Source organism: Pseudomonas sp. TMW22091, from assembly GCF_022496705.1.
GTDB lineage: Bacteria > Pseudomonadota > Gammaproteobacteria > Pseudomonadales > Pseudomonadaceae > Aquipseudomonas > Aquipseudomonas saxonica.
On record NZ_SCFI01000018.1, the window covers coordinates 1 to 23,115 of the forward strand.

The 23,115-nt window shown below is 57.8% G+C and carries 20 protein-coding genes; 6 read left to right on the forward strand and 14 right to left on the reverse strand.

Features of this window, described 5'->3' with window-relative positions; genetic code table 11:
* The 4 genes from EQV93_RS21855 to EQV93_RS21870 form a co-directional block, all read left to right on the forward strand.
* The coding region (locus EQV93_RS21855; RefSeq protein ID WP_240892434.1) for an RHS repeat domain-containing protein at positions 1-1,832 on the forward strand (1,832 nt) is incomplete at its 5' end.
* A 10-nt stretch (positions 1,833-1,842) separates the two neighbouring features.
* On the forward strand, positions 1,843-2,091 hold the full coding sequence (locus EQV93_RS21860; protein ID WP_240892435.1) for a hypothetical protein: 249 nt from the start codon (positions 1,843-1,845) through the stop codon (positions 2,089-2,091).
* A 46-nt stretch (positions 2,092-2,137) separates the two neighbouring features.
* Positions 2,138-2,407, forward strand: coding sequence for a hypothetical protein (locus tag EQV93_RS21865; RefSeq protein ID WP_240892436.1), 270 nt, complete (start codon positions 2,138-2,140; stop codon positions 2,405-2,407).
* 221 nt (positions 2,408-2,628) lie between these two features.
* On the forward strand, positions 2,629-2,859 hold the full coding sequence (locus EQV93_RS21870) for a hypothetical protein (RefSeq protein ID WP_240892437.1): 231 nt from the start codon (positions 2,629-2,631) through the stop codon (positions 2,857-2,859).
* Positions 2,860-4,019: 1,160 nt separating this feature from the next.
* Here EQV93_RS21870 and catA read toward each other — a convergent pair.
* The 8 genes from catA to EQV93_RS21910 all read right to left on the reverse strand — a co-directional run bounded on the left by catA (position 4,020) and on the right by EQV93_RS21910 (position 11,866).
* The gene (catA, locus tag EQV93_RS21875; protein WP_122786548.1) at positions 4,020-4,943 is read right to left on the reverse strand and encodes a catechol 1,2-dioxygenase; all 924 of its coding nucleotides are present in this window, start codon (positions 4,941-4,943) and stop codon (positions 4,020-4,022) included.
* 42 nt (positions 4,944-4,985) lie between these two features.
* Positions 4,986-5,276 carry a muconolactone Delta-isomerase gene (gene catC / locus EQV93_RS21880; protein ID WP_122786547.1) on the reverse strand — a complete coding sequence of 97 codons (291 nt, stop codon included), beginning with the start codon at positions 5,274-5,276 and terminating at the stop codon, positions 4,986-4,988.
* A gap of 33 nt (positions 5,277-5,309) precedes the next feature.
* Positions 5,310-6,431, reverse strand: a complete 1,122-nt coding sequence (locus EQV93_RS21885) for a muconate cycloisomerase family protein (RefSeq protein ID WP_240892438.1) — start codon at positions 6,429-6,431, stop codon at positions 5,310-5,312.
* Between the two features lie 29 nt (positions 6,432-6,460).
* Positions 6,461-7,219 (reverse strand): 1,6-dihydroxycyclohexa-2,4-diene-1-carboxylate dehydrogenase, encoded by a 759-nt coding sequence (locus tag EQV93_RS21890; protein WP_240892439.1) that lies wholly within the window; start codon positions 7,217-7,219, stop codon positions 6,461-6,463.
* A gap of 22 nt (positions 7,220-7,241) precedes the next feature.
* Positions 7,242-8,255, reverse strand: a complete 1,014-nt coding sequence (gene benC, locus EQV93_RS21895) for a benzoate 1,2-dioxygenase electron transfer component BenC (protein ID WP_240892440.1) — start codon at positions 8,253-8,255, stop codon at positions 7,242-7,244.
* Positions 8,256-8,324: 69 nt separating this feature from the next.
* Positions 8,325-8,813, reverse strand: coding sequence for a benzoate 1,2-dioxygenase small subunit (benB, locus tag EQV93_RS21900; RefSeq protein ID WP_122786543.1), 489 nt, complete (start codon positions 8,811-8,813; stop codon positions 8,325-8,327).
* Positions 8,813-10,168, reverse strand: coding sequence for a benzoate 1,2-dioxygenase large subunit (benA, locus tag EQV93_RS21905; RefSeq protein WP_122786542.1), 1,356 nt, complete (start codon positions 10,166-10,168; stop codon positions 8,813-8,815). Before benA ends, benB begins: the two co-directional genes overlap by 1 nt.
* A 258-nt stretch (positions 10,169-10,426) precedes the next feature.
* Positions 10,427-11,866, reverse strand: a complete 1,440-nt coding sequence (locus EQV93_RS21910; protein WP_240892441.1) for an FAD/NAD(P)-binding protein — start codon at positions 11,864-11,866, stop codon at positions 10,427-10,429.
* A gap of 212 nt (positions 11,867-12,078) precedes the next feature.
* On the opposite strand from EQV93_RS21910, the gene tauA reads away from it, so the two are divergent.
* Together tauA and EQV93_RS21920 are read left to right on the forward strand one after the other, a co-directional pair.
* Entirely contained in the window at positions 12,079-13,053 is a 975-nt protein-coding gene (gene tauA, locus EQV93_RS21915; RefSeq protein WP_240892442.1) for a taurine ABC transporter substrate-binding protein, read from the forward strand.
* Positions 13,054-13,175: 122 nt separating this feature from the next.
* Positions 13,176-14,171 carry a GlxA family transcriptional regulator gene (locus EQV93_RS21920; RefSeq protein WP_240892443.1) on the forward strand — a complete coding sequence of 332 codons (996 nt, stop codon included), beginning with the start codon at positions 13,176-13,178 and terminating at the stop codon, positions 14,169-14,171.
* 154 nt (positions 14,172-14,325) lie between these two features.
* Here EQV93_RS21920 and EQV93_RS21925 read toward each other — a convergent pair whose 3' ends face one another.
* The 6 genes from EQV93_RS21925 to EQV93_RS21950 form a co-directional block, all read right to left on the reverse strand.
* A complete protein-coding gene (locus tag EQV93_RS21925) occupies positions 14,326-15,666 on the reverse strand; it encodes an MFS transporter (RefSeq protein WP_146427308.1) in 1,341 nt (446 codons plus the stop codon).
* Positions 15,667-15,866: 200 nt separating this feature from the next.
* Positions 15,867-17,078, reverse strand: a complete 1,212-nt coding sequence (locus tag EQV93_RS21930; RefSeq protein WP_146427306.1) for a M24 family metallopeptidase — start codon at positions 17,076-17,078, stop codon at positions 15,867-15,869.
* Between the two features lie 129 nt (positions 17,079-17,207).
* On the reverse strand, positions 17,208-17,888 hold the full coding sequence (locus tag EQV93_RS21935; RefSeq protein ID WP_240892444.1) for an MgtC/SapB family protein: 681 nt from the start codon (positions 17,886-17,888) through the stop codon (positions 17,208-17,210).
* Positions 17,889-18,004: 116 nt separating this feature from the next.
* Positions 18,005-20,968: an RHS repeat domain-containing protein gene (locus EQV93_RS21940; RefSeq protein WP_240892445.1), complete on the reverse strand. Its 2,964-nt coding sequence runs from the start codon at positions 20,966-20,968 to the stop codon at positions 18,005-18,007.
* 120 nt (positions 20,969-21,088) lie between these two features.
* The gene (locus tag EQV93_RS21945) at positions 21,089-22,195 is read right to left on the reverse strand and encodes an NAD(P)H-dependent flavin oxidoreductase (RefSeq protein WP_146387989.1); all 1,107 of its coding nucleotides are present in this window, start codon (positions 22,193-22,195) and stop codon (positions 21,089-21,091) included.
* Positions 22,192-23,097 (reverse strand): enoyl-CoA hydratase, encoded by a 906-nt coding sequence (locus tag EQV93_RS21950; protein ID WP_122786535.1) that lies wholly within the window; start codon positions 23,095-23,097, stop codon positions 22,192-22,194. The genes EQV93_RS21945 and EQV93_RS21950 overlap by 4 nt, the downstream gene beginning before the upstream one ends.
* Positions 23,098-23,115: the final 18 nt, after the last annotated feature.

Consider the following 23,115-nt stretch of genomic DNA (forward strand, 5'->3'; position numbering starts at 1 on the left):
GACGCCTGCTGGTCAAAACCCTGCCCGACGGCAGTGAAATCACCTACACCTACGACAGCCTCGGCCGCCTCACCGAAGTCGACGACGGCAAGTGGCCACTCGCCTACGAATACGACCTGCAAGACCGCCTCATCACCGAGCATCAGGGCTGGGCCACCCTGCGCTACCGCTACGACGCCCTCGGCCAACTCAGCCACTGCACACTGCCCGATGGCAACGGCCTTGACTACCTCTACCACCCCGGCGGCGCGCTCAAAGCCATCAACCTCAACGGCCAGCGCCTCACCGGCCACCGCTTTGAACACGGGCGCGAGATCATGCGCCAACAAGGCTCGGTACTCAGCGAATACCACTACGACGAACAACAGCGCCTCAAGGAACACCGCGTCTACCCTCTCGACCGCAACGGCGAAGTCAGCGGCCAGTACCACTACCGGCGCAGCTACCAATACGACGCCAACAGCAACCTGAGGCTGCTCACCGACAGCCGAAAAGGCCAAAAAAGCTACGCCTACGACCCGCTTGACCGCCTCACCGAAGTGGTCGGCAACGCCAACAACGTCGAACACTTCGCCCACGACCCGGCGGGCAACCTCCTCGCCCAAAGCTACAACGGCCAAGGCCGCAGCTACGGCAAAATCAAAGGCAACCGCCTGCTGATGCAAGGCGACTGCCACTTCGACTACGACGCCTACGGCAACCTCCTGCGCGAACGACGCGGCGCCGGCCAGCGCCTGGTGCGCCACTACCGCTACGACAGCCAGCACCGCCTGATCGGCATCACCCTGCCCGACGGCAGCGACGTCGCCTACCGTTACGATGCCTTCGGCCGACGCATCGCCAAAGACATGGACGGCAAAACCACCCAATTTATCTGGCAAGGCGACCGGCTGATCGCCGAAAACATCTACCAAAAAGGTGTTAAGGGCTGGCCGCTTTACCGCAGCTACGTCTACGAACCCGGCACCTTCAAACCGATGGCCCTGCTAAAAGGCCACGGCACGACCAACGAGGTTTATTACTACCAGCTCGACCACCTGGGCACCCCGCAAGAACTCACCGACGTAAGTGGGAAAATCGTCTGGTCGGCGTATTACCGGGCGTACGGCAACATCATCAAATTCGACATCAACGAAATCAGCAACCCGCTGCGTTTTCAGGGCCAGTATTACGACGAAGAAAGCGGACTACACTACAACCGCCATCGCTACTACAATCCCAACACCGGCCGCTACCTGACCCCCGACCCGATCAAACTGGCGGGTGGACTCAACAGCTACCAGTACGTGCCCAACCCCACGGGGTGGGTGGATCCGTTGGGGTTGATGAGTGTTGAGGGGGATTGTCCGGGTGTAACAGAAACCATAAATGCTGACACATTGGATCAATCTACAATTGATGCAGTTTTATCATTTGAAAAAGGAAGTCGCCCCGAACCTGAACTTTACCTCTCCCAGTCTTACCGGGATGCACATGCTAATATGTTCAAAAATGGAGCTGCACGAATTCAGCCTACGGCCCCAACCGGAGTTATTGGACGGACAGAGACGTGGGTATTACCTAAAAGTGTTGCCGAGTTGGCTATAGATAAGGCGGCAGGTAATATTTCAAAGCTAGAGAACTACTTAGGACTGGACAAGGGATATCTGGGACACCAACCTATGCTCGTATTAATTCCCAAGCCACATAAATATCGAATACCTTCGGGCAATGAGTTTGGCGCAAACACTTTTTGGAGGCCGGGAGGTTTCACCAGTCCTGGTGGACTTCCAGAAGCGGTTATTGATCCAGTGAAAATCAATGAATACACTACAAAGCCAATTATCGACTAGGTTTAATAAAATGGATATAAAAATATACGAACTTGCCGACTTTGAAATATGGAAACGAAATGGCCATTTTTTTGTACGCTACGATGCTGGTGCCCATCAAATAGTGATACGTGAAGATGAAATATCTGAGGGCGATGCTTTGCATGCTCTAAAAGGGCCTCAAGAAGCCAACGACATACTATTAAAACTACAAAGACACTTAATTGAAAGTGGAGTAGACCCCTACACTACAAACCTGCAAGCTACAGATAAATTATAATAGCCAATAAAATTTTCATTAATTCGGCAGGCGAAAACTAACAAATATGAATTTACAAGCGATAGTAATAACAACCAATAACACCTTAATAGATTGTCCTGATGAAAGTGTTCGTACTAATATAAAGTCAAATGTAGATAAAAATAAAAAGGCAAACGCATCTTCAAATTTTAACAATCCGAAAAATGGTTTAACTATCCAAGAGTGCTCTCCACACCCAAGTCCAATTGATCAGTTAGAAGCAGATTACACTTTATTACCGGGTACACAAATTTACCGATTTGGGCAGCCTAAGGAAGCTTCCTTCTCTCTATAGGAACAGCATACTCTTATCAATTTCTAAAACCAAGCACACTCAAAGAGGACTATTATGTATACAATGTAAAAAACCATTGACTTTGAAAGCTGGAAAGATTCTACCCTGACTTGGTTAAACCGGTGGAGGCATTCAATATAGGCTAGATATAATTAATAATATTCGCCGTTCTCCGACAACTCTTACACAAGACAACGAACCATATTTAAAGGAGTTATTTCGTGGAAAACCTCAAGACTACAAGCCTGAGTAAATTGGCCGACGAGTTAAAAACCCTAGAGACTCCTGATAATCACTATTCCATTGGGATCAATAAAAATGAACGGACATGCATACTAAACGATGGCAAAAAATGGCTAGTATATTATTCCGAGAGAGGGCAAATGACAGATCTCAAGGAATTCAAAAAATTCGAAGACGCAAAAATTGAATTTCTGACAAGACTCATTTGAAAAAAACTATGGACTACGAAGTGACGAAGCATTAATTAATGTACGAAAATAGAGACCCACTAACTGATGAATGCACTTGGAAGTGCAGCATCTATTGGGAGATGCCACTAATAAAGCACAATCCTTGACAATTAATTACTGAATAATTTAAACGAAACTTAGAGTGCCGGTGCTGAGTAAGTGGAGCTGGGCACTTGCTAATACCCGCCTTCGGCCGACGCTTCGCCAAAGACATCGACGGCAAAACCACCCTTTTTCTCTGGCAAGGCGACAAGAAAACGACCCTCGTTCAAAGATGCACTCGTCGTAAGTTCAATAACTGCGATTCATCTGGAGCTCACCCCCCCCCCCGCCATTGTGATCGCCCTGATGTACCGCCATGAATGGTTTTACGACGGCTGCGCCGCCGATCGCAGCCTCGCGGAGCTCGTCAGCTGCTACAGGGATTTTGTCCGCCCGTAGCAGTTGACGAGTGGTGCGAGGCTACGTTCGACGATGCAATCGTCGCAGTGCACTCAACCACGACGATGAGGGGGGGCCTGGTCTATCGGGTTGACTGGTTTACGACGGCTGCGCCGCCGATCGCAGCCTTCGGCAGCTGCTACAGGGATTTTGTCCGCCCGTAGCAGTTGACGAGTGGTGCGAGGCTACGTTCGACGATGCAATCGTCGCAGTGCACTCAAGCACGACGATGAGGGGGGCCTGGTCTATCGGGTTGACTGGTTTACGACGGCTGCGCCGCCGATCGCAGCCTTCGGCAGCTGCTACAGGGATTTTGTCGCCCGTAGCAGTTGACGAGTGGTGCGAGGCTACGTTCGACGATGCAATCGTCGCAGTGCACTCAACCACGACGATGAGGGGGGGCCTGGTCTATCGGGTTGACTGGTTTACGACGGCTTCGCCGCCGATCGCAGCCTCGCGGAGCTCGTCAGCTGCTACAGGGATTTTGTCGCCCGTAGCAGTTGACGAGTAGTGCGAGGCTACGTTCGACGATGCAATCGTCGCAGTGCGCTCAAGCACGACAATCCGGGGGGGCTTGATGTATCGGATTGACTGGTTTACGACGGCTTCGCCGCCGATCGCAGCCTCGCGGAGCTCGTCAGCTGCTACGTAGTTCTGCGCAAAGTCTTAAGGTTTCAGGCGCCTCCGTGTGTCACGTTTTACACCTGCATCGCCCGCGGCCGGTCGCTTCTGTTCTCTGCCGCACTGTCCGCCGCTTGTTGCAGTTGAAAGTCGAATTTCATTTCGGCATAGCGCCCTTCTATTCCTCGTGCACCGTCTTCGCGGAAGATGACTTCGCCCACCAAGCCATCACGGGTGGCGTAGGCGAAGTCGTCCCACAGGTATTTCTCGCCCGACAGGTTGATTTGGGTGGTGAGGTGGCGCTGCCCCGGCGCACTGATAAAGAAGTGAACGTGGGCCGGGCGCTGGCCGTGACGGCCGAGTTGGTCCAGGCATTCCTGGGTCGGGCCTTGAGGGTCACAGCCATAGCCGGAGGGCACGATGCTGCGCGCACGGTATCGACCTTGCGCGTCGGTGATGATGCGGCGGCGCAGGTTGTAATCGCTCTGGCTTGGGTCAAAGAAGGAGTAAGTGCCTCGGGTGTTGGCTTGCCACAGGTCGACGGTGGCCCCAGGCAGGGGTTGGCCATGGCTGTCGAACACTTGCCCCTCTAGGAACATGACCGTACCGACGCCGTCTTCGCTGCCGTCGTCCATGCGCGCTTCGCCTGCGCTCAGCGGTGCGCCAGCTACGTACAGCGGGCCTTCGATGGTGCGCGGGGTGCCGCCGGTCAAGCCGATCTGCTGGTCTTTGGCGTCCTGCAAGAGGTCGAGGAAGTGTTCGATGCCCAGCCCCGCCACCAGTAAGCCCGCTTCTGATCGACTGCCCAGACGGTTGAGGTAGTCCACCGTTTTCCAGAACTCGTTTTCACTGATGTCGAGGTCTTCGATGATTTTTGCGGTGTCTTGCAGTACGCGCAACACGATGGTTTTCAGGCGCGTGCTGCCGCTGTCATTGGCAAAGCCGGCGGCTTCTTTGAAGAAGCTCTGGATGGCATCGGTGTGGGAAATTTTCACGGTCATGCTGTTCACCTCATCTTGTTTTTATGCAAGGAACTGTTCGTTTTACCGGTCGTCGCTGTGGACCGAGGATGGGTGACGGCACAGCCCGTTGATCTCGATGTCCATGTAGGGGAATAACGGCAGTTGCATCAGGGTGTCGTGCAGGGCTTCGACGCTGGCGACGTCGAATACGCTGTAGTTGGCGTAATGCCCGGCGATACGCCACAGGTGGCGCCAGGTGCCTTCGCGTTGCAGGCGCTGGGCCAGTTCTTTTTCGTCGGCCTTGAGGGCCGCGGCTTTAGTCGGGTCCATGTCAATCGGCAGGTTGACGGTCATTTTTACGTGGAAGAGCATGCGGGTCTCCTTGAGGGTCAATGGCGAGTGGGATCAGTGGCGGCGATAGTACGTCAGGCGTTCTTCGTCGATGCACAGGCCAAGGCCCGGTGTGCGCGGGATGTGCAGTTCAAAATCACGGTACTGCGGCGCCTCGGTGATGATGTCGGCGGTCAGCAGCAACGGGCCGAACAGCTCGGTGCCCCAGGTCAGTTGCTTAAGGGTTAGAAAGGCATGGGCCGACGCCAAAGTGCCGACCGAACCTTCAAGCATGGTGCCGCCGTACAGGGCAATGCCCGCTGCTTCGGCGATGTGTGCGGTGCGCAGTACGGCACGCGGGCCGCCGTTTTTGGCGATTTTGAGGGCAAATACACTGGCTGCGCCGTCGGCGGCCAAACTGAACGCGTCTTCAACGCTTTCGATGGATTCGTCAGCCATGATCGGCGCCGGGCTGCGTTGGTTAAGGCGCACTTGCCCCGAGCGGTTAACCCGTGAGATCGGTTGCTCAATGAGGTCTATGCCGTTGTCGCCCAAGACCTGACAGCCACGGATGGCTTGGGACTCGTCCCAATACTGGTTGACGTCAACGCGCACGCTGGCACGGTCGCCCAGGGCCTTTTTGATCGCGATCACGTGCTTGAGGTCTTGCTCCAGCGGGTTGGCACCGATTTTCAGTTTGAAGATACGGTGACGGCGCACGTCAAGCATCTGTTCGGCTTCGGCGATGTCGCGGGCGGTGTCGCCGCTGGCCAGGGTCCAGGCCACTTCCAGACTGTCACGCACGCGCCCGCCTAACAGTTCGCTGACTGGCAAGCCGAGTCGTTTGCCCTGGGCGTCGAGCAGTGCGCTTTCGATACCGGATTTGGCGAAGGTATTGCCCTTGGCAATTTTGTCGAGTGTCTGCATGGCCGCGTTGATGTTGTCCGCAGCCATGCCCACCAGCATCGGTGCCAGGTGCGCGTCGATGTTGGCCTTGATGCTTTCCGGGCTTTCATAGCCGTAGGCAAGCCCGCCAATGGTGGTGGCTTCACCGATGCCTTCAATGCCGTCACTGCAGCGCAGGCGCAAAATCACCAAAGTCTGTTTTTGCATGGTGTGCATCGCCAGTTTGTGCGGGCGGATGGTGGGCAAGTCGACGATGATCGTGGTCAGGCTTTCAATCAGGGCGTGGGTCATGGCGTGTTCTCCAGTGATTTTTGTACGGCTCAGCCGAGGTCGCCGCCGCCCACAGGCAGGGTCACGCCGGTGATATAGGAAGCGTCGTCGCTGGCCAGAAACAGGATCGCACCGACTTGTTCGTCCAGAGTGCCGTAGCGTTTCATCAGGCTGCTGTCCAAGGTCTGGTCGACAATTTGCTGATACCAGGTGGCTTCGTCCGTGCTTTGCTCGGCGCCATTGCGCGGGATGCGTCGCGGCGGTGCTTGCGTGCCGCCCGGTGCGGTGGCGTTGACGCGAATCCCGCGCTCGGCGTTCTCGAACGCGAGGCACGCGGTCAGGGCATTCACGCCACCCTTGGCCGCGCCGTACGGTACGCGGTTGACGCTGCGGGTAGCGATTGAAGAAACATTCACTATGGCGCCCTGGCCCTGATCAAGCATGTAGGGCAACGCCGCGTGGCAGCACCACAGGGTCGGGAACAGGGAGCGACGCACTTCAGCTTCGATTTCTTCGACCTGATAATGCTCAAACGGCTTGGCCCAAATTGTGCCGCCGACGTTGTTGATCAGGATGTCGATACGGCCAAAGGTGGACACTGCCGAGGCCATGACGCGGGCGCAGTCAGCGTAAAGCTCCAGGTCTGCTGTCAAGGTCAGCACGCCCGGCCCTTTCAATTCATGCACCAGTTCAGAGCGGTCGACCGCAACCACCTGTGCGCCCTCGCCCAACAGGCGCTCGCAGACACGGCGGCCGATGCCTTGAGCGGCGCCGGTGACCAGCGCGACTTTGTTGTCGAATCGGTTCATTACAACCTCGCTTAATCAGGGATCAGGCCGCGGCAGCCGCGAATTTCTCGTAGTAGAAGTTGGCAGGTGTGATGCCTTGCTCGCGGATGTACTGGCTGACGGCTTCAACCATCGGCGGCGGGCCGCACAGGTAGACGTCGACATCGCCCTCGTTGAGGTGCTGAGGCTCGATATGCTGGGTCACATAGCCCTTGAGCGGATGTTGGCTTTGCGGGTTGGCCACGCAGGCGCTGAAGCTGAAGTTGGCGATACGCGCACTCAGGGCTTGCAGGCGATCGAGTTCGACCAAATCCAGGTCGTTGGTCACGCCGTAGATCAGGTGCACCGGGTGATCGCTGCCTTGTTCGGCGATTTTTTCGAGCATGGCGGTAAACGGAGCCAGGCCGGTGCCGCCCGCCAGCAGCAAGAGCGGGCGCTGTATCGCACGCAAGTAGAAACTGCCCAGCGGCCCGGCAAGGGTCATGCTGTCGCCTGTTTTGGCCAGGCCCGTCAGAAAGCTGCTCATCAACCCGCCCGGTACGTTGCGGATCAAGAAGCTGACTTCGCCCTCTTTTTGCAGGGTGCTGAAGGAGTAAGCGCGGGTCTGCTCGCTACCCGGCACGTGCAGGTTGACGTACTGACCGGGCAAGAACGCCAGACGGCTCAGGGACTCGCCCTTGATTGACAGCGCAATGGTGCTTTCGGAAAGTTGGCGCAAGTCGCTGATGGTGGCTTCGAAGCTGGCCTGTTGGGTTTTGCACAGCGCCGATGAGGCTGGCACATGCAACACGCAATCGCTGGCGGCGCGCATCTGGCAGGTCAGGACGTAGCCCTGCTGCACTTCGTCATCACTGAGGGCGTCTTCTATAAATTCATCGCCCAGGTCATATTGCCCGGCCTCAGCGAAGCATTTGCAGGTGCCGCAAGCACCATCACGGCAGTCTAGCGGGATATTGATGCCTTGGCGGTACGCCGCGTCGGCGACGGTTTCCTGGCCAGTGGCTTCGATAAAACGGGTGACCCCGTCTTCAAAATTGAGTGCGATCTGAAAACTCATGATGTACCTCGCACGCACGGCCAAGCCCGCAGCACCCGCAGGCGCCCAGCGTCACTCGCCGCGCGTTGGTCAGATGTGATAGATGTCGATGACTTGACGCACGTAGTCGTTTTTCAGCACCACTTTCTTGGCCTTGATCAGTGGCTGCGAGCCACGCATGTCGAGGGTGTAGAAGCTGGTGCCGAAGTAGCTGTCAGTGGTCTTGTAGCGAAAGCTCAGGGTGTGCCAATTGAAACGCACATGGCACAGCCCTTCGGTCTGCTCGACGATCTCGATGTTGCTTAAATTATGCGAGGTGCGAGTGTCGGGCATCGTGGCGCTGGAGCGCTCGGTCTTGATACGGAACACGCGGTCTTCAAGGCCGCCCCGGTTGCCGTACCAGATCAGCGAGATTTCACTTTGCGGGTCTTCGGTCAGGGTGTCGTTGTCATCCCAGGCGGGCATCCAGAAGCTGGCGTCGGCGCTGTACAGTTCCAGCCATTGATCCCATTGCCCGTCATCCAGATGGCGCGCTTCGCGGTACAGAAAGTCCCGCACGATGCTGTAAGTGTCGGTCATTACACGGCCTCCACAGGGATCAGGGTCGGCTCGGCAGCGACGGCTTTGAGCATGGTCTCCTGCCAATACTTGTGTTGCAGCACAAACAGCCCTTCGTCTTCAGTGCGAACGCCGGAGAGCAGCGGTTTCAGGTCGATTTCTTCAGCGGCCGCATCGGCGCCTTCGATCCAGTGTTCTGCGCCGCGTGACATGTCGTTCCAGCCACGGCCAGCGCCATAACCGGTCTGGCACGAGCGGAACTCTTCGAGATCGTCCGGGGTGGCCATGCCGCTGACGTTGAAGAAGTCTTCGTATTGGCGAATGCGCTTGGTCCGCGCTTCACTGCTCTCGCCTTTGGGGGCAATGCAGTAAATGGTGATTTCGGTTTTGTTAACCGAGATCGGCCGGGCGATGCGTATCTGCGAGCTGAACTGGTCCATCAGGTAGACGTTGGGGTACAGGCACAGGTTGCGTGAGTTCTCGATCATCCAGTCGGCGCGGGCCTTGCCGAAGTCGCGCGCCAGTTCATCACGGCGCTCGTAGGCCGGGCGGTCTTGCGGGTTGGCCCAGCGCGTCCAGAGCAGCAGGTGACCATTGTCAAACGAGTAGAAACCACCGCCACTTTTTGCCCAGCTACCAGCGCTCATGGTTTTGATTTCTTCGCCGGCTTCGCGCAGGGTGCGCTGGTTTTGCGTGGCGGCGTAATTCCAGTGCACGGAACTGACGTGATAGCCATCGGCACCGTTTTCGGCGGTAAGTTTCCAGTTGCCTTCGTAGACATACGAGCTTGAACCGCGCAGCACTTCCAGCCCTTCAGGGGATTGGTCAACGATCATGTCGATGATCTTGGCCGACTCGCCCAGGTGTTCAGCCAGCGAGCTGACGTCGGGGTTGAGGCTACCGAACAAAAAGCCGCGATAGGACTCGAAGCGCGCCACTTTAGTCAGGTCGTGGGAGCCTTCACAGTTGAAACCTTCGGGGTAGCCGGCCTCGCTCGGGTCTTTGACCTTGAGCAGTTTGCCGCTGTTGTTGAAGGTCCAGCCGTGGAACGGGCAGGTATAGCTTGCGCGGTTGCCGGTCTTGTGGCGGCAGATCATGGCGCCGCGGTGGCTACAGGCGTTGAGAAACGCGTTGAGTTCACCGGCCTTGTTGCGCGCGATAAAGATGGGCTGACGGCCCATGGTGGTGGTCAAAAAATCATTGACGTTGGGGAGCTGACTCTCGTGTGCGAGATAGATCCAGTTACCCTCGAAAATATGGGTCATTTCGAGTTCAAAAAGACGCGGATCGGTGAACATCTCCCGCTTGCAGCGGTGGACGCCCTTCTCCTTGTCTTCCTCAAGCATGGCATTCAAGTAGTCGATTCCCAGGGACATGGCCAGGGCCTCCGTTGTTATTATTCAGGCAACGTCAGCGTAAGGAATGAACAGGGAAGCAACTATCCGTTTACTGCGGATCGCTATCCGATTACTGCGGGGGCTAATCAACTGCGAGAATCTCGTAGCAGCTGACGAGTAATGCGAGGCTGCGATCGGCGGCGTAGCCGTCGTATTCTGGGGCTCTCGGTGTTTCAGTTAAAACTAACCTCCCCGGTTTACGACGACTACGTCGCCGGACGTAGCCTTCGGCAACTGCTACGGGTTATTTCGCAAGGTTTTTAACCGCTGTGCCAGCGCTTTGGCCTGTGACGCAACATCGGTCACGGCGGTGCTTTCCCACCACTGGCCGCGTAACGGTGGGCCCATGGCAAACAGTCGCTGGGCTGGCACGCCCTCGGCGTTCAGTACCGCGCCATCGGGGTTCGCAGCAATCCCTAACCCCAGGTTCCCGGGCTGGATCAGCCCGCGTTGTAACAATTGCCGGGGCAACGGCTTGTCCACCCGGCGCCAGTCGTACTCGATGCCGGTGGAGTTGATCAACCCGTCGCCCTGCACCCACAGGGTTTGCGCCTCGCCACGGGGACGCAGACGAATACGCGGCTGGGCGCCGCTGCTGTCGACGGCTTGCAAGGACGCCGCACGAATGGTCAGCCGCCCTTCCTTGAGCAGTCGCTGCAGTAGCGCATCCCCTTGAGGCGGTGAACGGTGATGATGGCTCTCCCACCAGGGCCGCACATGGCGCACGAACTGACGGCGCTGTGTGTCACTGGCCTGACTCCAGAGCCTGGCGATATGTACGCGTACGGTGTCCAGTGGTGCCTGCCAATCAACGCCCTGCGCTTGCGCCAAACCACATTGGCGGCGCAATTCACGTAGCAAGTGCAAGGGGCTGCGTAGCTGCGGGGCCAAGGTCAGAAAGTCCTCCCATGCTGGAGGCTGACGGCGCACGTGAGGCAACAGGCCGTGGCGGGAATACACGTCAATCGGGCCGCGATGACCGGCCTGATTCAGCGATTCCAGTGCATCGACCATGGTCAGCCCGGAACCGATGATCAGCACCCGGGCGTCGACCGGCAGCGCCCGCAGCGCCTCGACATTCCACGGGTCAAGGGCCGCCGCATTCAGCCCACTGGACTGCCGCTGCGCGGTACGCGCTGCTGCAAACATGCCCGTGGCCAACACCACTGATGCCGCTCGCCATTCGCTGCCCGCCTTGAGCGTCACATCAACGCCCTGCTCATGGGTGTGCAGGTCAATCACTTCATCGCGCACATGGGTCAACGTTGACCCTGCGCTTTCGCCGATTACCCGTGCCTCGGCCAGTCGTTGCTGGGCATACAGCCCAAACAATCCACGGGGCGCAAACAGTTCGGCGACCGGCACCGACTGTTTAGCTGACTCGGGCCAACCACCGGCAGCAATGTGTGCCTGTAGCCAGCGGGTCAGATCATCCGCGTCATCCGGTTCGATGCTCATGCGTGCAGCATTGCCGTTCAGGGTATGCCCCAGCTCAGTGGCACTGTACGCCTCGCCGCGTCCCAACTCGGCTCTTGGCTCAACCACAACGATGCGCCGGGCACCCGGCAGGCGCAGCAGTTGCATGGCCAACAGGGTGCCGCTCAGCCCCCCGCCAATGATCAAAATATCGGCCTCGCGGGCTACCGCTGGGGACTGTCCGGTGTGTGGCTCGCTCATGGTTGCTCACTCATTTTTGAAATTATGTCGCGCACGGCGCAGTTTCTGGGACGCCAGCCTGCGATGATTTCCTCCGCGCTGTCCAGTCTCTGGCACGTTGCAGATTGCTTAAGCTAGTTCCAAAACAGTATTTCCCCTTTTATTTAAAGCACTTAGATTCGTCTGCACCGGATCACCGGACTGCCTTCCTCTCTTTTAACAAGGTCCAGCCCATGTCCGTTCGCTCATTGTTTATTGCCCTTTCAATCACCGGTTTCAGTCTTGCCGCTCAGGCGTCTGATCTGACCATCGGCTATATCACGGGCATCGACCCGACCAAGCTGGCTCAAGCAGAAGGTCGATACGAAGAAGCGATAGGCGAGAAGATTGACTGGCGCCGCTTTGATTCCGGCCCAGCGGTTGTCGCAGCGCTGGCCTCCGGCGATCTGCAAATCGGTAATCTGGGTTCTAGCCCTCTGGCTGCTGCCACGTCGCGCAACGTGCCCTTGGTAACCTTTATCGTCACGGCACAAATCAAGGGTTCCGAAGCGCTGGTGGTGCGCAACGGCAGCGGCATCGACACACCTGAAGACCTGATTGGCAAAACCATTGCCACGCCATTTGTGTCGACCTCGCACTACAGCTTGCTGGGTGCCTTGAAGCATTGGAACCTCACCCCGCAACAGGTCAAGGTGGTTAACCTCAGCCCCGCGCAAATCACTGCGGCCTGGAAGCGTGGCGATATTGACGGGGCGTTTACCTGGTCACCGGCGTTGGGCGAAATCCGTAAAACCGGCACAGTCCTCACTGACGCAGGCCAGGTCAGTGAATGGGGCGCACCAACTTTTGAAGTCTGGGTCGCGCGCAAAGACTTTGCCGAGCAATACCCAGAGGCTCTCAAGGCTTTTACCCGGGTCAGTCTTGAGGCCATCGCCGATTACAACGCCCATCAGGCCGATTGGACCGCCGACTCGGTGCAGGTGAAAAAGATCGCCGCTCTCACGGGCGCCAATGCCGCCGATATTCCTGAGTTGCTGCAGGGCGCACACTTTCCTTCTGCTGCCGAACAAAAAACACCGGCACTGTTAGGCGGTGGCACTGCGAAAGATATCGCTCAAACGGCTTTATTTTTAAAAGACCAAGGCAAAATCGAAAGCGTTTTGCCCGATTACTCAGGCTATGTCAGCGACCGTTATTTACCTGAATAAGCCCCCTTGGACCGGTGGCACAACAAATGCTTCTTTACGGCCCATCGCGCGGGTGCTGGCCACTCCAACCCTGCGCGAACCCGACGCCAGAAGCGTCCAGGACCGTAAAGAGGACTGTAAGGATGGCTACACCGGTTACAGCGGCATCGTGCAAAGACCCCATCGTTAAAACGGTGGGCTTTCTGGTGATACCAAACTTCACCACTATTGGCTTTGCCTCGGCCATCGAGACCCTGCGTATGGCCAATATGGCGGCGCGCCGGGAGATGTTTCGTACCGTCATCATCGGCCCGGACCTCAATCCGGTCACCGCCAGTAATGGCATGCGCATCCTGCCCGATTACGCGGTGGGTGATGCACCAAAACTGGACATTTTATTGATCGTGGGTTCAAACCCGATCGTTTCACACCTCAGCAGCCGCCCTACCCTTAACTGGTTACGCAAACTCGCCCACGAACAGGTCGCACTGGGCGGCATTTGCACCGGCAGTTATTGGCTGGCCCGCGCCGGGCTGCTCAAGGGCTATCGCTGCACCATTCACTGGGAAGATATTGAAACCCTCAAAGACCACTTCCCCGGGATCATTATTTCCAACCAGTTGTTTGAACTGGACCGCGACCGTTACACCTGTTCAGGCGGGGTCGCGTCGATGGACATGACCTTGCAATTGATCGCCCGTGAACCCGGCGGCCGGGAGATTGCCGCGCATGCTGCCGAGCTGCTGCTGTGTGATCGCCCGCGCAGTGCTCAGGAGCAACAGCGCGTGCCCTTGCGCCAGAAGCTCGGCACGTCACAACCCAAGCTCAGTCAGGTGGTGGCCATTATGGAGGCCAACCTTGAAGAACCGGTCAGTCTGGAAGATCTGGCGCGCTTGAACGAGGTGTCGGTGCGTCAGCTTGAGCGTCTGTTTCACAAGCACCTGCAGCGTACGCCGAGCCAGTATTACCTGGAACTGCGTCTGGCCCGTGCCCGCAGTCTGTTGCTGCGCAGCGAATCTCAAGTGCGTGACATCGCCCTCGCCTGCGGTTTTGTGTCGGCGGCGCATTTTTCCAAATGCTACAGCCGGTTGTTCGGGGTTTCGCCGATTGGTGAGCGTAAACAGGTGGCGTTGCATTGAGGCAATGCAGGTGTGGAGCAGTTGTTGTCGCTGACGAGGAATGAAGGCTGCGATCGGCGGCAAGGCCGTCGTAAAACCTGACACACCGAGGTGTCCCATTGTGCGACCGCTTAGCGCTCGATCGCAGCCTTCGGCAGCGGCTACAGCCACTCAGTCAATCCTGTAAGGCTTTATGCGCGGTTTCGCGACTGGCCAGCATGGCGACCAACGCGACGGCTGCGGCGGCCAGCAAATACCAGGCCGGGGCCATTTTATTGCCGGTCATATGGATCAACCAGGTAGCTATAAACGGCGCGGTGCCGCCAAAAACAGCATTGGCAACGTTGAAGCTGAAGGCAAAGCCGCTGAACCGCACGCGCGTGGGGAATATCTCGGCCAGAAAACACGGCAAGGTGCCGTCGTTCATCGCCAGAATCGCGCCAAAGGCAATCTGGATCATCAAGATGACAACCAGCGACGGGTTGCCGAGCATGCCGAACAGCGGGAAGGTCAGCAGCAAAAACAGCACAGAAGCCGTCACTAGCATGGTCTTGCGACCATAGCGGTCGGACAGCTTGCCCATCATAAAGATCAGACCGATGTAGGTCGCCAATGACACAGTGGAGGCGATAAACGAATCACCCTCACTCATGCCCATTTCGGTCGACAGGTAGGTGGGCATGTAGCTGAGCAGCAGGTAAAAGGCCACTGCATTCAAGCAAGTGACGCCAATGCCGATGGTAACGGCGCGCCGATGCACGGTGAGCAACTCACGAACCGGGGCGTGGGTGGCGCACTCCTTGGCTTCCAGACGTTTTTCCATCTCAAGGAACTTAGGGGAGTCCTGCAAGCTCATGCGGATGTATCGCCCCACCAGGCCGAAGGGCGCAGCCAGCAGAAACGGCAGGCGCCAGCCCCAGTCGTGAAGGTTTTCGCTGGTCATCAAGGCGTGCATGCAGGCCACAAACAGCGCGCCAAACAGCAACCCGGCTGCCGTGCTCGCGGGCACGATACTGGTGTAAAAACCGCGTTTACCATCAGGCGCGTATTCGGCCAGAAACGCCGAAGCGCCAGCGTATTCACCCGAGGCCGAGAAGCCTTGCACCATTCGGATCAACAGCAAAAGCGCCGGAGCCCACAGACCAATCAGGTTGTAACCCGGCAGGATACCGATGCAAAAGGTCGAGACGGTCATGATCAGGATCGACCAGGACAAGGCGCTGCGCCGCCCGTATTTGTCGCCAAAATGGCCCCAGATCAATCCACCCATCGGGCGCACGATAAACGACAGGGCAAACACGGCGAATGTGGCCATCAAGCCTGTGGCAGCATCCGTTTGCGGGAAGAAGGTCAATGCAATCACGGTAGCCAGATAACCGTAAGCGGCGTAATCGAACCACTCGACAAAGTTACCCATAAAGCTGGCGGTGGCTGCGCGGCGCAAGGCTTTGCGTTCACTCAGGCGTTCGCTCTGTTGTTCTATCGTCAGGGGCAAGGCCAGGCTGGGAATACTCATTGAGCACCTCCACAGGGGCGAGTGGAGGATGGAAAAAAGCCAAGCAACGTCAGGACATGGGACATGACAAATACCCTCATTGTGTTCTTTTTGGCAGGGGTAAAGGGTCAAAAACGCTGCGCTCTCTGGGGGCGCATGCGTGGGTCTTGGACGGCAGAAGGCGGCAGGCGCGGTCAACGCGCCAGCACCTTGCGCTGAAGTTATCGCTTGATGATGTTGTGCTGCGGACCATACGGGAAATGTGTGATGTTTTCACCGCCCTGTTCATTGACGATCAGGATGTCGTGCTCGCGATAACCGCCCGCCCCTGGCCGTCCTTCGGGGATCATGATCATCGGCTCGATGGACACCACCATCCCTGGCTCCAGCACGGTGTCAATGTCTTCACGCAGCTCCAGCCCGGCTTCGCGGCCGTAGTAATGGCTCAAGGTGCCAAATGAATGGCCGTAGCCAAAAGTGCGGTATTGCAGCAGATCGTGTTCAAGGAAGATTTCGTTGAGTTGCAAGGCAATGTCTGAACAACGCATGCCGGGTTTGATCAGTTTGAGCCCGGCCTCATGCACCTTGACGTTGACTTCCCAAAGGCGCAGGTGCTCGTCGCTACAGTGATCCAGAAACAGGGTGCGCTCCAGCGCTGTGTAGTACCCGGCAATCATCGGGAAACAGTTGAGGCTCAGGATGTCGCCCTTGTTGACCTTGCGGGTGGTCACCGGGTTGTGGGCACCGTCGGTGTTGATACCGGACTGGAACCAGGTCCAGGTGTCCATCAGCTCAGAGTTCGGGAAGGTACGGGCAATCTCGCGCACCATGGCTTGAGTGGCGTGCAGTGCCACTTCGTATTCCGGCACCTGATCGCGCAGGGCTTCAACGATGGCTGCACCGCCGATGTCGGCTATGCGTGCACCATGGCGAATAATCGCGTGCTCTTCGGCGGATTTGATCATGCGCATGCGCATGCACGGCGCACCAATATCCACCAGTTCAGCCTGCGGGTAACGGCTGGCGAGCTTGTCACGGTTGAGCAGGTTGATGTGGTCGTATTCGATCCCGATGCGCCCCGCCTTGGGCAACGCCTGCTGGATGCCGACAAAGAAGTTATCACGCTGCCAGTCGGTGTAGACAATGTTGTCGGTGCCCATGGTGCGACGCCAAGGCTGGCCACCGTCGATATTGGCGGTGATGGTAACGGCGCTGTCCTGCGTGACCACCAGCGCGTAATTACGGCCAAATGAGCAGTACAGGAAATCGCTGTAATAGTTGAGGTTGTGGTACGAGGTGAACACGGCGGCATCAATGTCGTTCTGCGCCATGTACGCACGCAGTTTGGCCTGGCGGTTGGCATATTCCTGGGCCGAGAACGTCGGAGTGACTTTTTCGCCGTTCTTGATCTGTATGGTTTTCGGCATCTGCATGTCATTTACCCTGGTCGATGATCGAACTTCAAAAGCCGCTGTTTGGGCGGGCCGTTGAGGATCATTCGACCAGATGCAAGGATGCCGTTTTTGTGTGAATCCGACCTGTAGTTGATCAGAACCGCTGCATCAATGCGGCGCTTGTTCCTCCCTGACGTCCGGAATGGTCAAAATCCGTTTTAACAGCTCTACCGTTTCAAGGCGGCTGGTCTTTTTGAACTCAACCGTCACGGTTTCGGTACCCATGTCAGGGCCTTGCTCAACAATCACCTGCTTGAGCCGGTTTGCTTCTTCACCGAGTAAATCCGTAAGGCTCTGACGGTTCAATACGCCAATCGGCGCAACCAGTTTGATGACATGCACTTTGATCCAGTCGCGGTAGCGATGCTCAATCGGCGCGATAGCAATCAAAATGATCAGTATCAACACCGTCGCCGATACCCCCAGCCCATACAAACCGCCCCCGATGGTCATGCCGATAGCGGCCACGGCCCACAGGCTTGCCGCCGTGGTCAGGCCCTTGATCACCTCACCGCGCATCATGATCGAACCCGCGCCGAGAAAACCAATACCGGTGACAATCTGTGCAGCGATCCGTGACGGGTCAAGCCGTGTGCCCGCCTGGGTCAATGCCTGTTCAAACCCAAAGGCCGAGACGATCATGAACAGGCACGCGCCGGTCGCGACCAGCATGTGCGTGCGCAAGCCTGCGGTCCAAAACAAGTGTTCGCGTTGCAGACCAATCATGCTGCCCAGTACAGCCGCCAGTAGCAGACGCGCCAACATTTCCCACTCTGAAATCATTTTCATCCCTCGACTTTGACGGCCTGCACATGCAGGCGGTGCCGATAGCATAGTCAAGGTTGCGCAGAATGAAGTGCAGGCGCAGCGACTTTGATTCACTGCGCTGCACACTGTCTGGCGGGTCAGCTTTTGACCGTCCGCCAGCGCTTGAACAGGCTACCAAACCCGCCCCTGGCCGTTTGCAACAGCGCCCCGCGTACTTCTGTCAACGCAGACACCACGCCTTTGGCAGCACCCACCCACGCCCTTGCCCTGCCACTTTGCGCTTCAACAGGCTGCCCCGTGACCCACTGCGCAACCGCCTCGATGCCGACCCCAGCCCAATAAGTCCAGGTCTGATTAAACATCCGGCTCAGCCCCCCATGAACCGTATTCATCGCCCCTGGCACCTGCAACGTGCTGACGTGGCGGTCAAAGCGCGCCGTCGCATGCCCCGCACGAATGGCCGTCCCTGCCGCCCCATCGTATGCCTCGATCAACGGCCCGACATTAGGGATCAGTGGCCCCGGCACATACTGACCAAACACGGCATTCGGCACTGTGGCCAAGCTATAGGCGCCTGCGGCCGCCAAGGTTCGCGGGATTCTGGCACGCACCGGGGTCTGCCCCCACGACACGCTTTCGCCGAGCCCGCTCACCATCTGCTGCAAGACTTCCCGGGTAAAGGCTCGCACATGCCCGGCCAGCCTGAGCCGGGCCACCGGGTCCCACGCGTCTTCAGCGCCAGCACCTTCACTGGCACCGCGCGCCTCGAATCCACGATTAGCCGCTGTGGCAGCAAAAAAGCCGATCAGAGGGCTCCAACGAGTCACATGGCCAAACAGCCCGGTGCTCATGTGCATGACGCTTAAAGCATCCAGCGCCGCAACAGTACTGCGTAAAGCAGAGTTCAAACCCTGTGACGGTTGACGGCCTTCAAACAGGGCGATGTCCACACCTGCCCCGACGGCATTGCTGATAAAAGTGGCAAGGCCATCACGGATTGCAGCCGCACTCGACGCCTGCACCCTTGGCCTGACCCGATTGGCCATGTCTGTGACCACGCGGTGCAAAATGGCCAGTCGACCCGGTCGATCCATACTGTCGATGCTTTGCAACCCTTGGTTTTCAACCCTGCTGATCGGGTTGGCCCGGGTCATGGCATACAAATTAAGACCGTCTATATCATCAGCCGGGTCAGCACTGATCCAGCGGGCCAGCCAAGGTGCGTAATAACGGTAGCCATAGTAGTAAAGGCCGCTGGCATCGCGTTCCTTGCCCGAATAACGGACGAATTTGTAGCTGGCTTCGAGTGCATTCTTGCCTGCCCACCACGCCGTTGCACCATAGGGGTAGTAGCTTTCCTGACTCAGTAATCGGGCTTTTTGATCCAGCTCCAGCGTGCTGCTGCCCAAATGATCCGAGAGGCTGAAGCGCAGGTGTTCGTTGTCGATGCCCTCGGGCCGACCCTGTTCCCATTGCAAAAGCGCCGCACTGTTGAGTTCCCCTTCGATCCTCAATAGGTTCAACGCTTCACCCGTCGCGCTGTTGCGTCGAATTTCCAGCCCCGGCAAGTAATACACTTCGCGAAGGCGGCGCTGATGTGGGCCGTTGGCGCTGGTGATTTTCAGCGCTCGTGCCCCAGCGCTGTCGTACACATAGACTTCGTCGTCATCCGTGCCGGCTTCACGCGTGACCTGAGTCACGCGTTGCAGTTGGTTGCGCAGGTTCCAGGTCAGCGTCTGCCCGGGTTCCAGCATGTGCAGATTTCCGTTTGGGTCGAACCCGCTGCCTAACCCCGGCTGGGCCTGACCCGCAATGAGCTCAAGACTGTGATTGCTCTGACCTGACACGTTGAAGTGTCGCGTATAGCCTGAGCCACGGCTCGTCCTGTGTTGCAGTCGGGTCAAGTTGCCACCTGCATCGTAGGCATAGGACTGGCGATACTGACGGGGGCGCTGGCCGTCAGCTGCACCGAAACGGACAAGGCCGCTCTGGGGCGCACCGCTGGCATTGGCGGCGTTTTCTCGCCCGCTGGCCTGAATCAACTGATAGAGGGTGTCGTAGCTAAACGTGCTGAGCGCTTGCACGCGCGTGTTATCGGTCCACTGCACCGGTTGCGCCGCATCACCAATGCTCAGCACATTGCCGACGTGGTCATAACGATAAGAAAGGTCTTGCAAGGCTTCAGCAGGTTGACCGCCACGGTAGCTCTTGAGTTGCAGCAGGCGCTCATCCCTGAGGTCGTAGGTCAGTGCTGTCAGCACCTGATTGCCAGCCCGCTCTGTCTCAATGTTGCCGCTTGCGTTGTAGGTTCGGTGCTGCACAACGGTATGTTGCGTGCCGTTATTGAGGACCACCCCTCGTGATGTCAGCAAACCGTCCACGGCATAGTGCGAACGTTGACGGTTGTGTTTGGCGTCGATCTGTTCCAGCAACTGGCCCAGCGCATCGTAGCGCCACTGACTGCGCCACACAGCGGGATCAAGCGCCAGGTCACGCTGATCCGGCGCCAAGGGCCAGTCCGCAGAGGCAGAGACCTCATGGACAAACCGGCGCGATTCACTCGTCACACGCCCCTGCAAGTCAAAATCCTCTGACCACAGGGTGCCTGCCGGGTCATCGTGACGCAGCAACCGGGCACAACGGTTATGCCGTGCATTTTCGGGGGTGTTGTCGGCATAGCTCAGACGCTCGACACACCGGGGTTTGTCGTCACCGGCGGCCTGTTCAAACAGCGCGCTTAAGCGCAGGAGCTGATCGTACTGGTAAGTGTGCCGGGTGCCACGGGCATCCCAGCTGTAGCGCAACTCGGCACCGGCGCCGCAGAAGAGAATGCGCGTGCCTCTGTCTACATTGTCGGTATGCAGCAAACGCCCCGACAGCGTGTAGCGATTACGTTGATTGGCGGCGCTGGCCCGCAGCTCCGTGAGCCGTGGGTCCCACTGTTCGCTAAGCAAGCCTGTGGCACTGTAAACCTGACGGTGGATGCGCGCCTGCGGTTCATCGCCGGCTATGCGGCGGTGATAGGCCACCGCGCGAATGGTCAATCCGCGCGGGTCGTAAGACGTCAGAGACGGAGTATGGCGATGCAAGGGTTGGGGCATAAGTCAGCTTCCTGAGCTGCACAATGATTAAAAAGTGTAGTGATCAGGAAACCGACTTTTGACGCGTGTCCGGACACGTTTTGTATCCAGATAAGTTCAGTTACAAACTTTGAAGACGTTTCAGAAGCCTGCGGGTACTGCGGGCTGACAGCGCTTGGCCTGGTAACGTGCATTGATCGCCATCAGGCAACGTTCCGCCTCGAGGACCATTTCATCAATCAGTTGCTGGCAGCTCTTCAACTCCCCGATCGCGGACGCCACTTGCCCACAGGGCAAAATGCCTTCATCAGGGACGCCATCCACCATCGAACGTTGCAGCAACACCGGCTGGTTAGCCGCCATCACTGTTTGCGACAAAGCGCCGGGGTCTTCTTTCACTGATTGGGCAAACACCCCGAGCATGTGCCCCAGGCTCATACCCGTTTGCTGTTTCCAATGCCAGGCGCTGCCCAAGGCAATGCGCAGCCGGCCAAACGCTCCGGCTTTTTCCAGACGGTCAATAAAGGCGTTTTCAATCATGCGATGACGCATGCCGTCGACCGCCAAGGTCACGCGAATTTTTTGCGGGTCGGCGACTTTCACATAACGCTCGAGCGTCGCCGCAGGCGTGGGCGATTCTTTAGTCATCAAAAACCGCGTGCCCATCGCCACACCCGCAGCGCCGGTGGCCAGTGCACCGGCCAGGCCGCGCCCGGTGGAGTAGCCGCCTGCGGCAATCACCGGCACCTGCACCGCATCCAGTACCTGAGGCAGTAAAATCGTGCTCGGCACCCCGCCCGTGTGCCCGCCGCCCTCGCCGCCCTGCACGGTAATCATGTCCGCGCCCAATTCAACCGCCTTGATTGCATGCTTGACCGCGCCCACCGTTGGGATACACAGCACCCCGGCTTTTTTAAAGCGCTCAATGGTCTGACGATCCGGGCCGCGGCCATAGCTCACGGCGCGCAATCGGTATTCGATGGCCAGATCCACACATTGCGCGGCGTTTTCCTGGAACATATGGAAATTAAGGCCGAAATTACTGCTGCCCAAGGCCTCGATCACGCGCTGGATTTCGGCTTCCAGTTGCTTTGCATTGATCGTCGCGCCGGCCAAAAAGCCAAAGGCGCCGGCCTTGCTGCTGGCGATCACCAAATTGGCATCCGACACCCAGCCCATCGCGGTTTGTACGATGGGGTAACGACAGCCCAGGGCATCGGTTAACGCGGTGTGCAAATATTCGCTCATCGACGTTCTCCCGCAGCGGTCTTGTTCGCCTCAATCATCGCCTTGGCGTCATAGCCGCCGAGCTTGTCACCGGAAAGCAGCTCGTTATGGCTATGGGCAAAATGATGCCAGGCAAATACAGCATCCATCGCGGTGCGTTTGCCCTGCAAATCTTCAACGTGATTGATCGCCTGTTTGGTCAGGGCCAGGCCCATGCGCGGCTGCTTGGCAATGGCCGCCGCCAGTGCATAGGTGCCGGCATGCAGCTCATCACGACTGAACAGGCGGTTAACCATGCCCATTTGATAAGCACGCTCGGCACTCATGCGGTCGCCTGTGAACAGGAATTCCTTGGCGATCCTGGGGTTGAGCTCATACGGGTGAGCAAAATACTCCACCCCCGGTATGCCCATGCGCACCACCGGGTCCTGAAAAAAGGCATCGTCACTGGCCACGATCAAATCGCAGACCCAGGCCAGCATCAGCCCCCCTGCAATACAGGCCCCCTGCACCATGGCGATCGTCGGCTTGGGTAATTCGCGCCAGCGTCGGCACATCCCCAAATAGACTTCCTGCTCACGGGCATAGAGGTATTCACCCCCGGGTTTGTTCGTGTGGTCCCACCACAAACTGGCCCGGTCAAACGATTTATTGATGTCGCGCCCGGGTGTGCCGATGTCATGCCCGGCCGAAAAGTGTTTGCCATTGCCGCACAACACAATGACTTTGACCGCGTCGTCATTGACGGCGCGGCGAAAGGCATCGTCCAGCGCATAGGTCATCTGCGAGTTCTGAGCGTTATTGACCGTGGGCCGGTTCAGGGTCAGCGTGGCGATGCCGTCCGCTACTGCATACAGCACCGGCTCTTCGGTTTCATACACAGCACCATCAACGCGCTGCACAAAATCGCTGTCGCTACTCATAAGAGGAGTTCCTTGGCT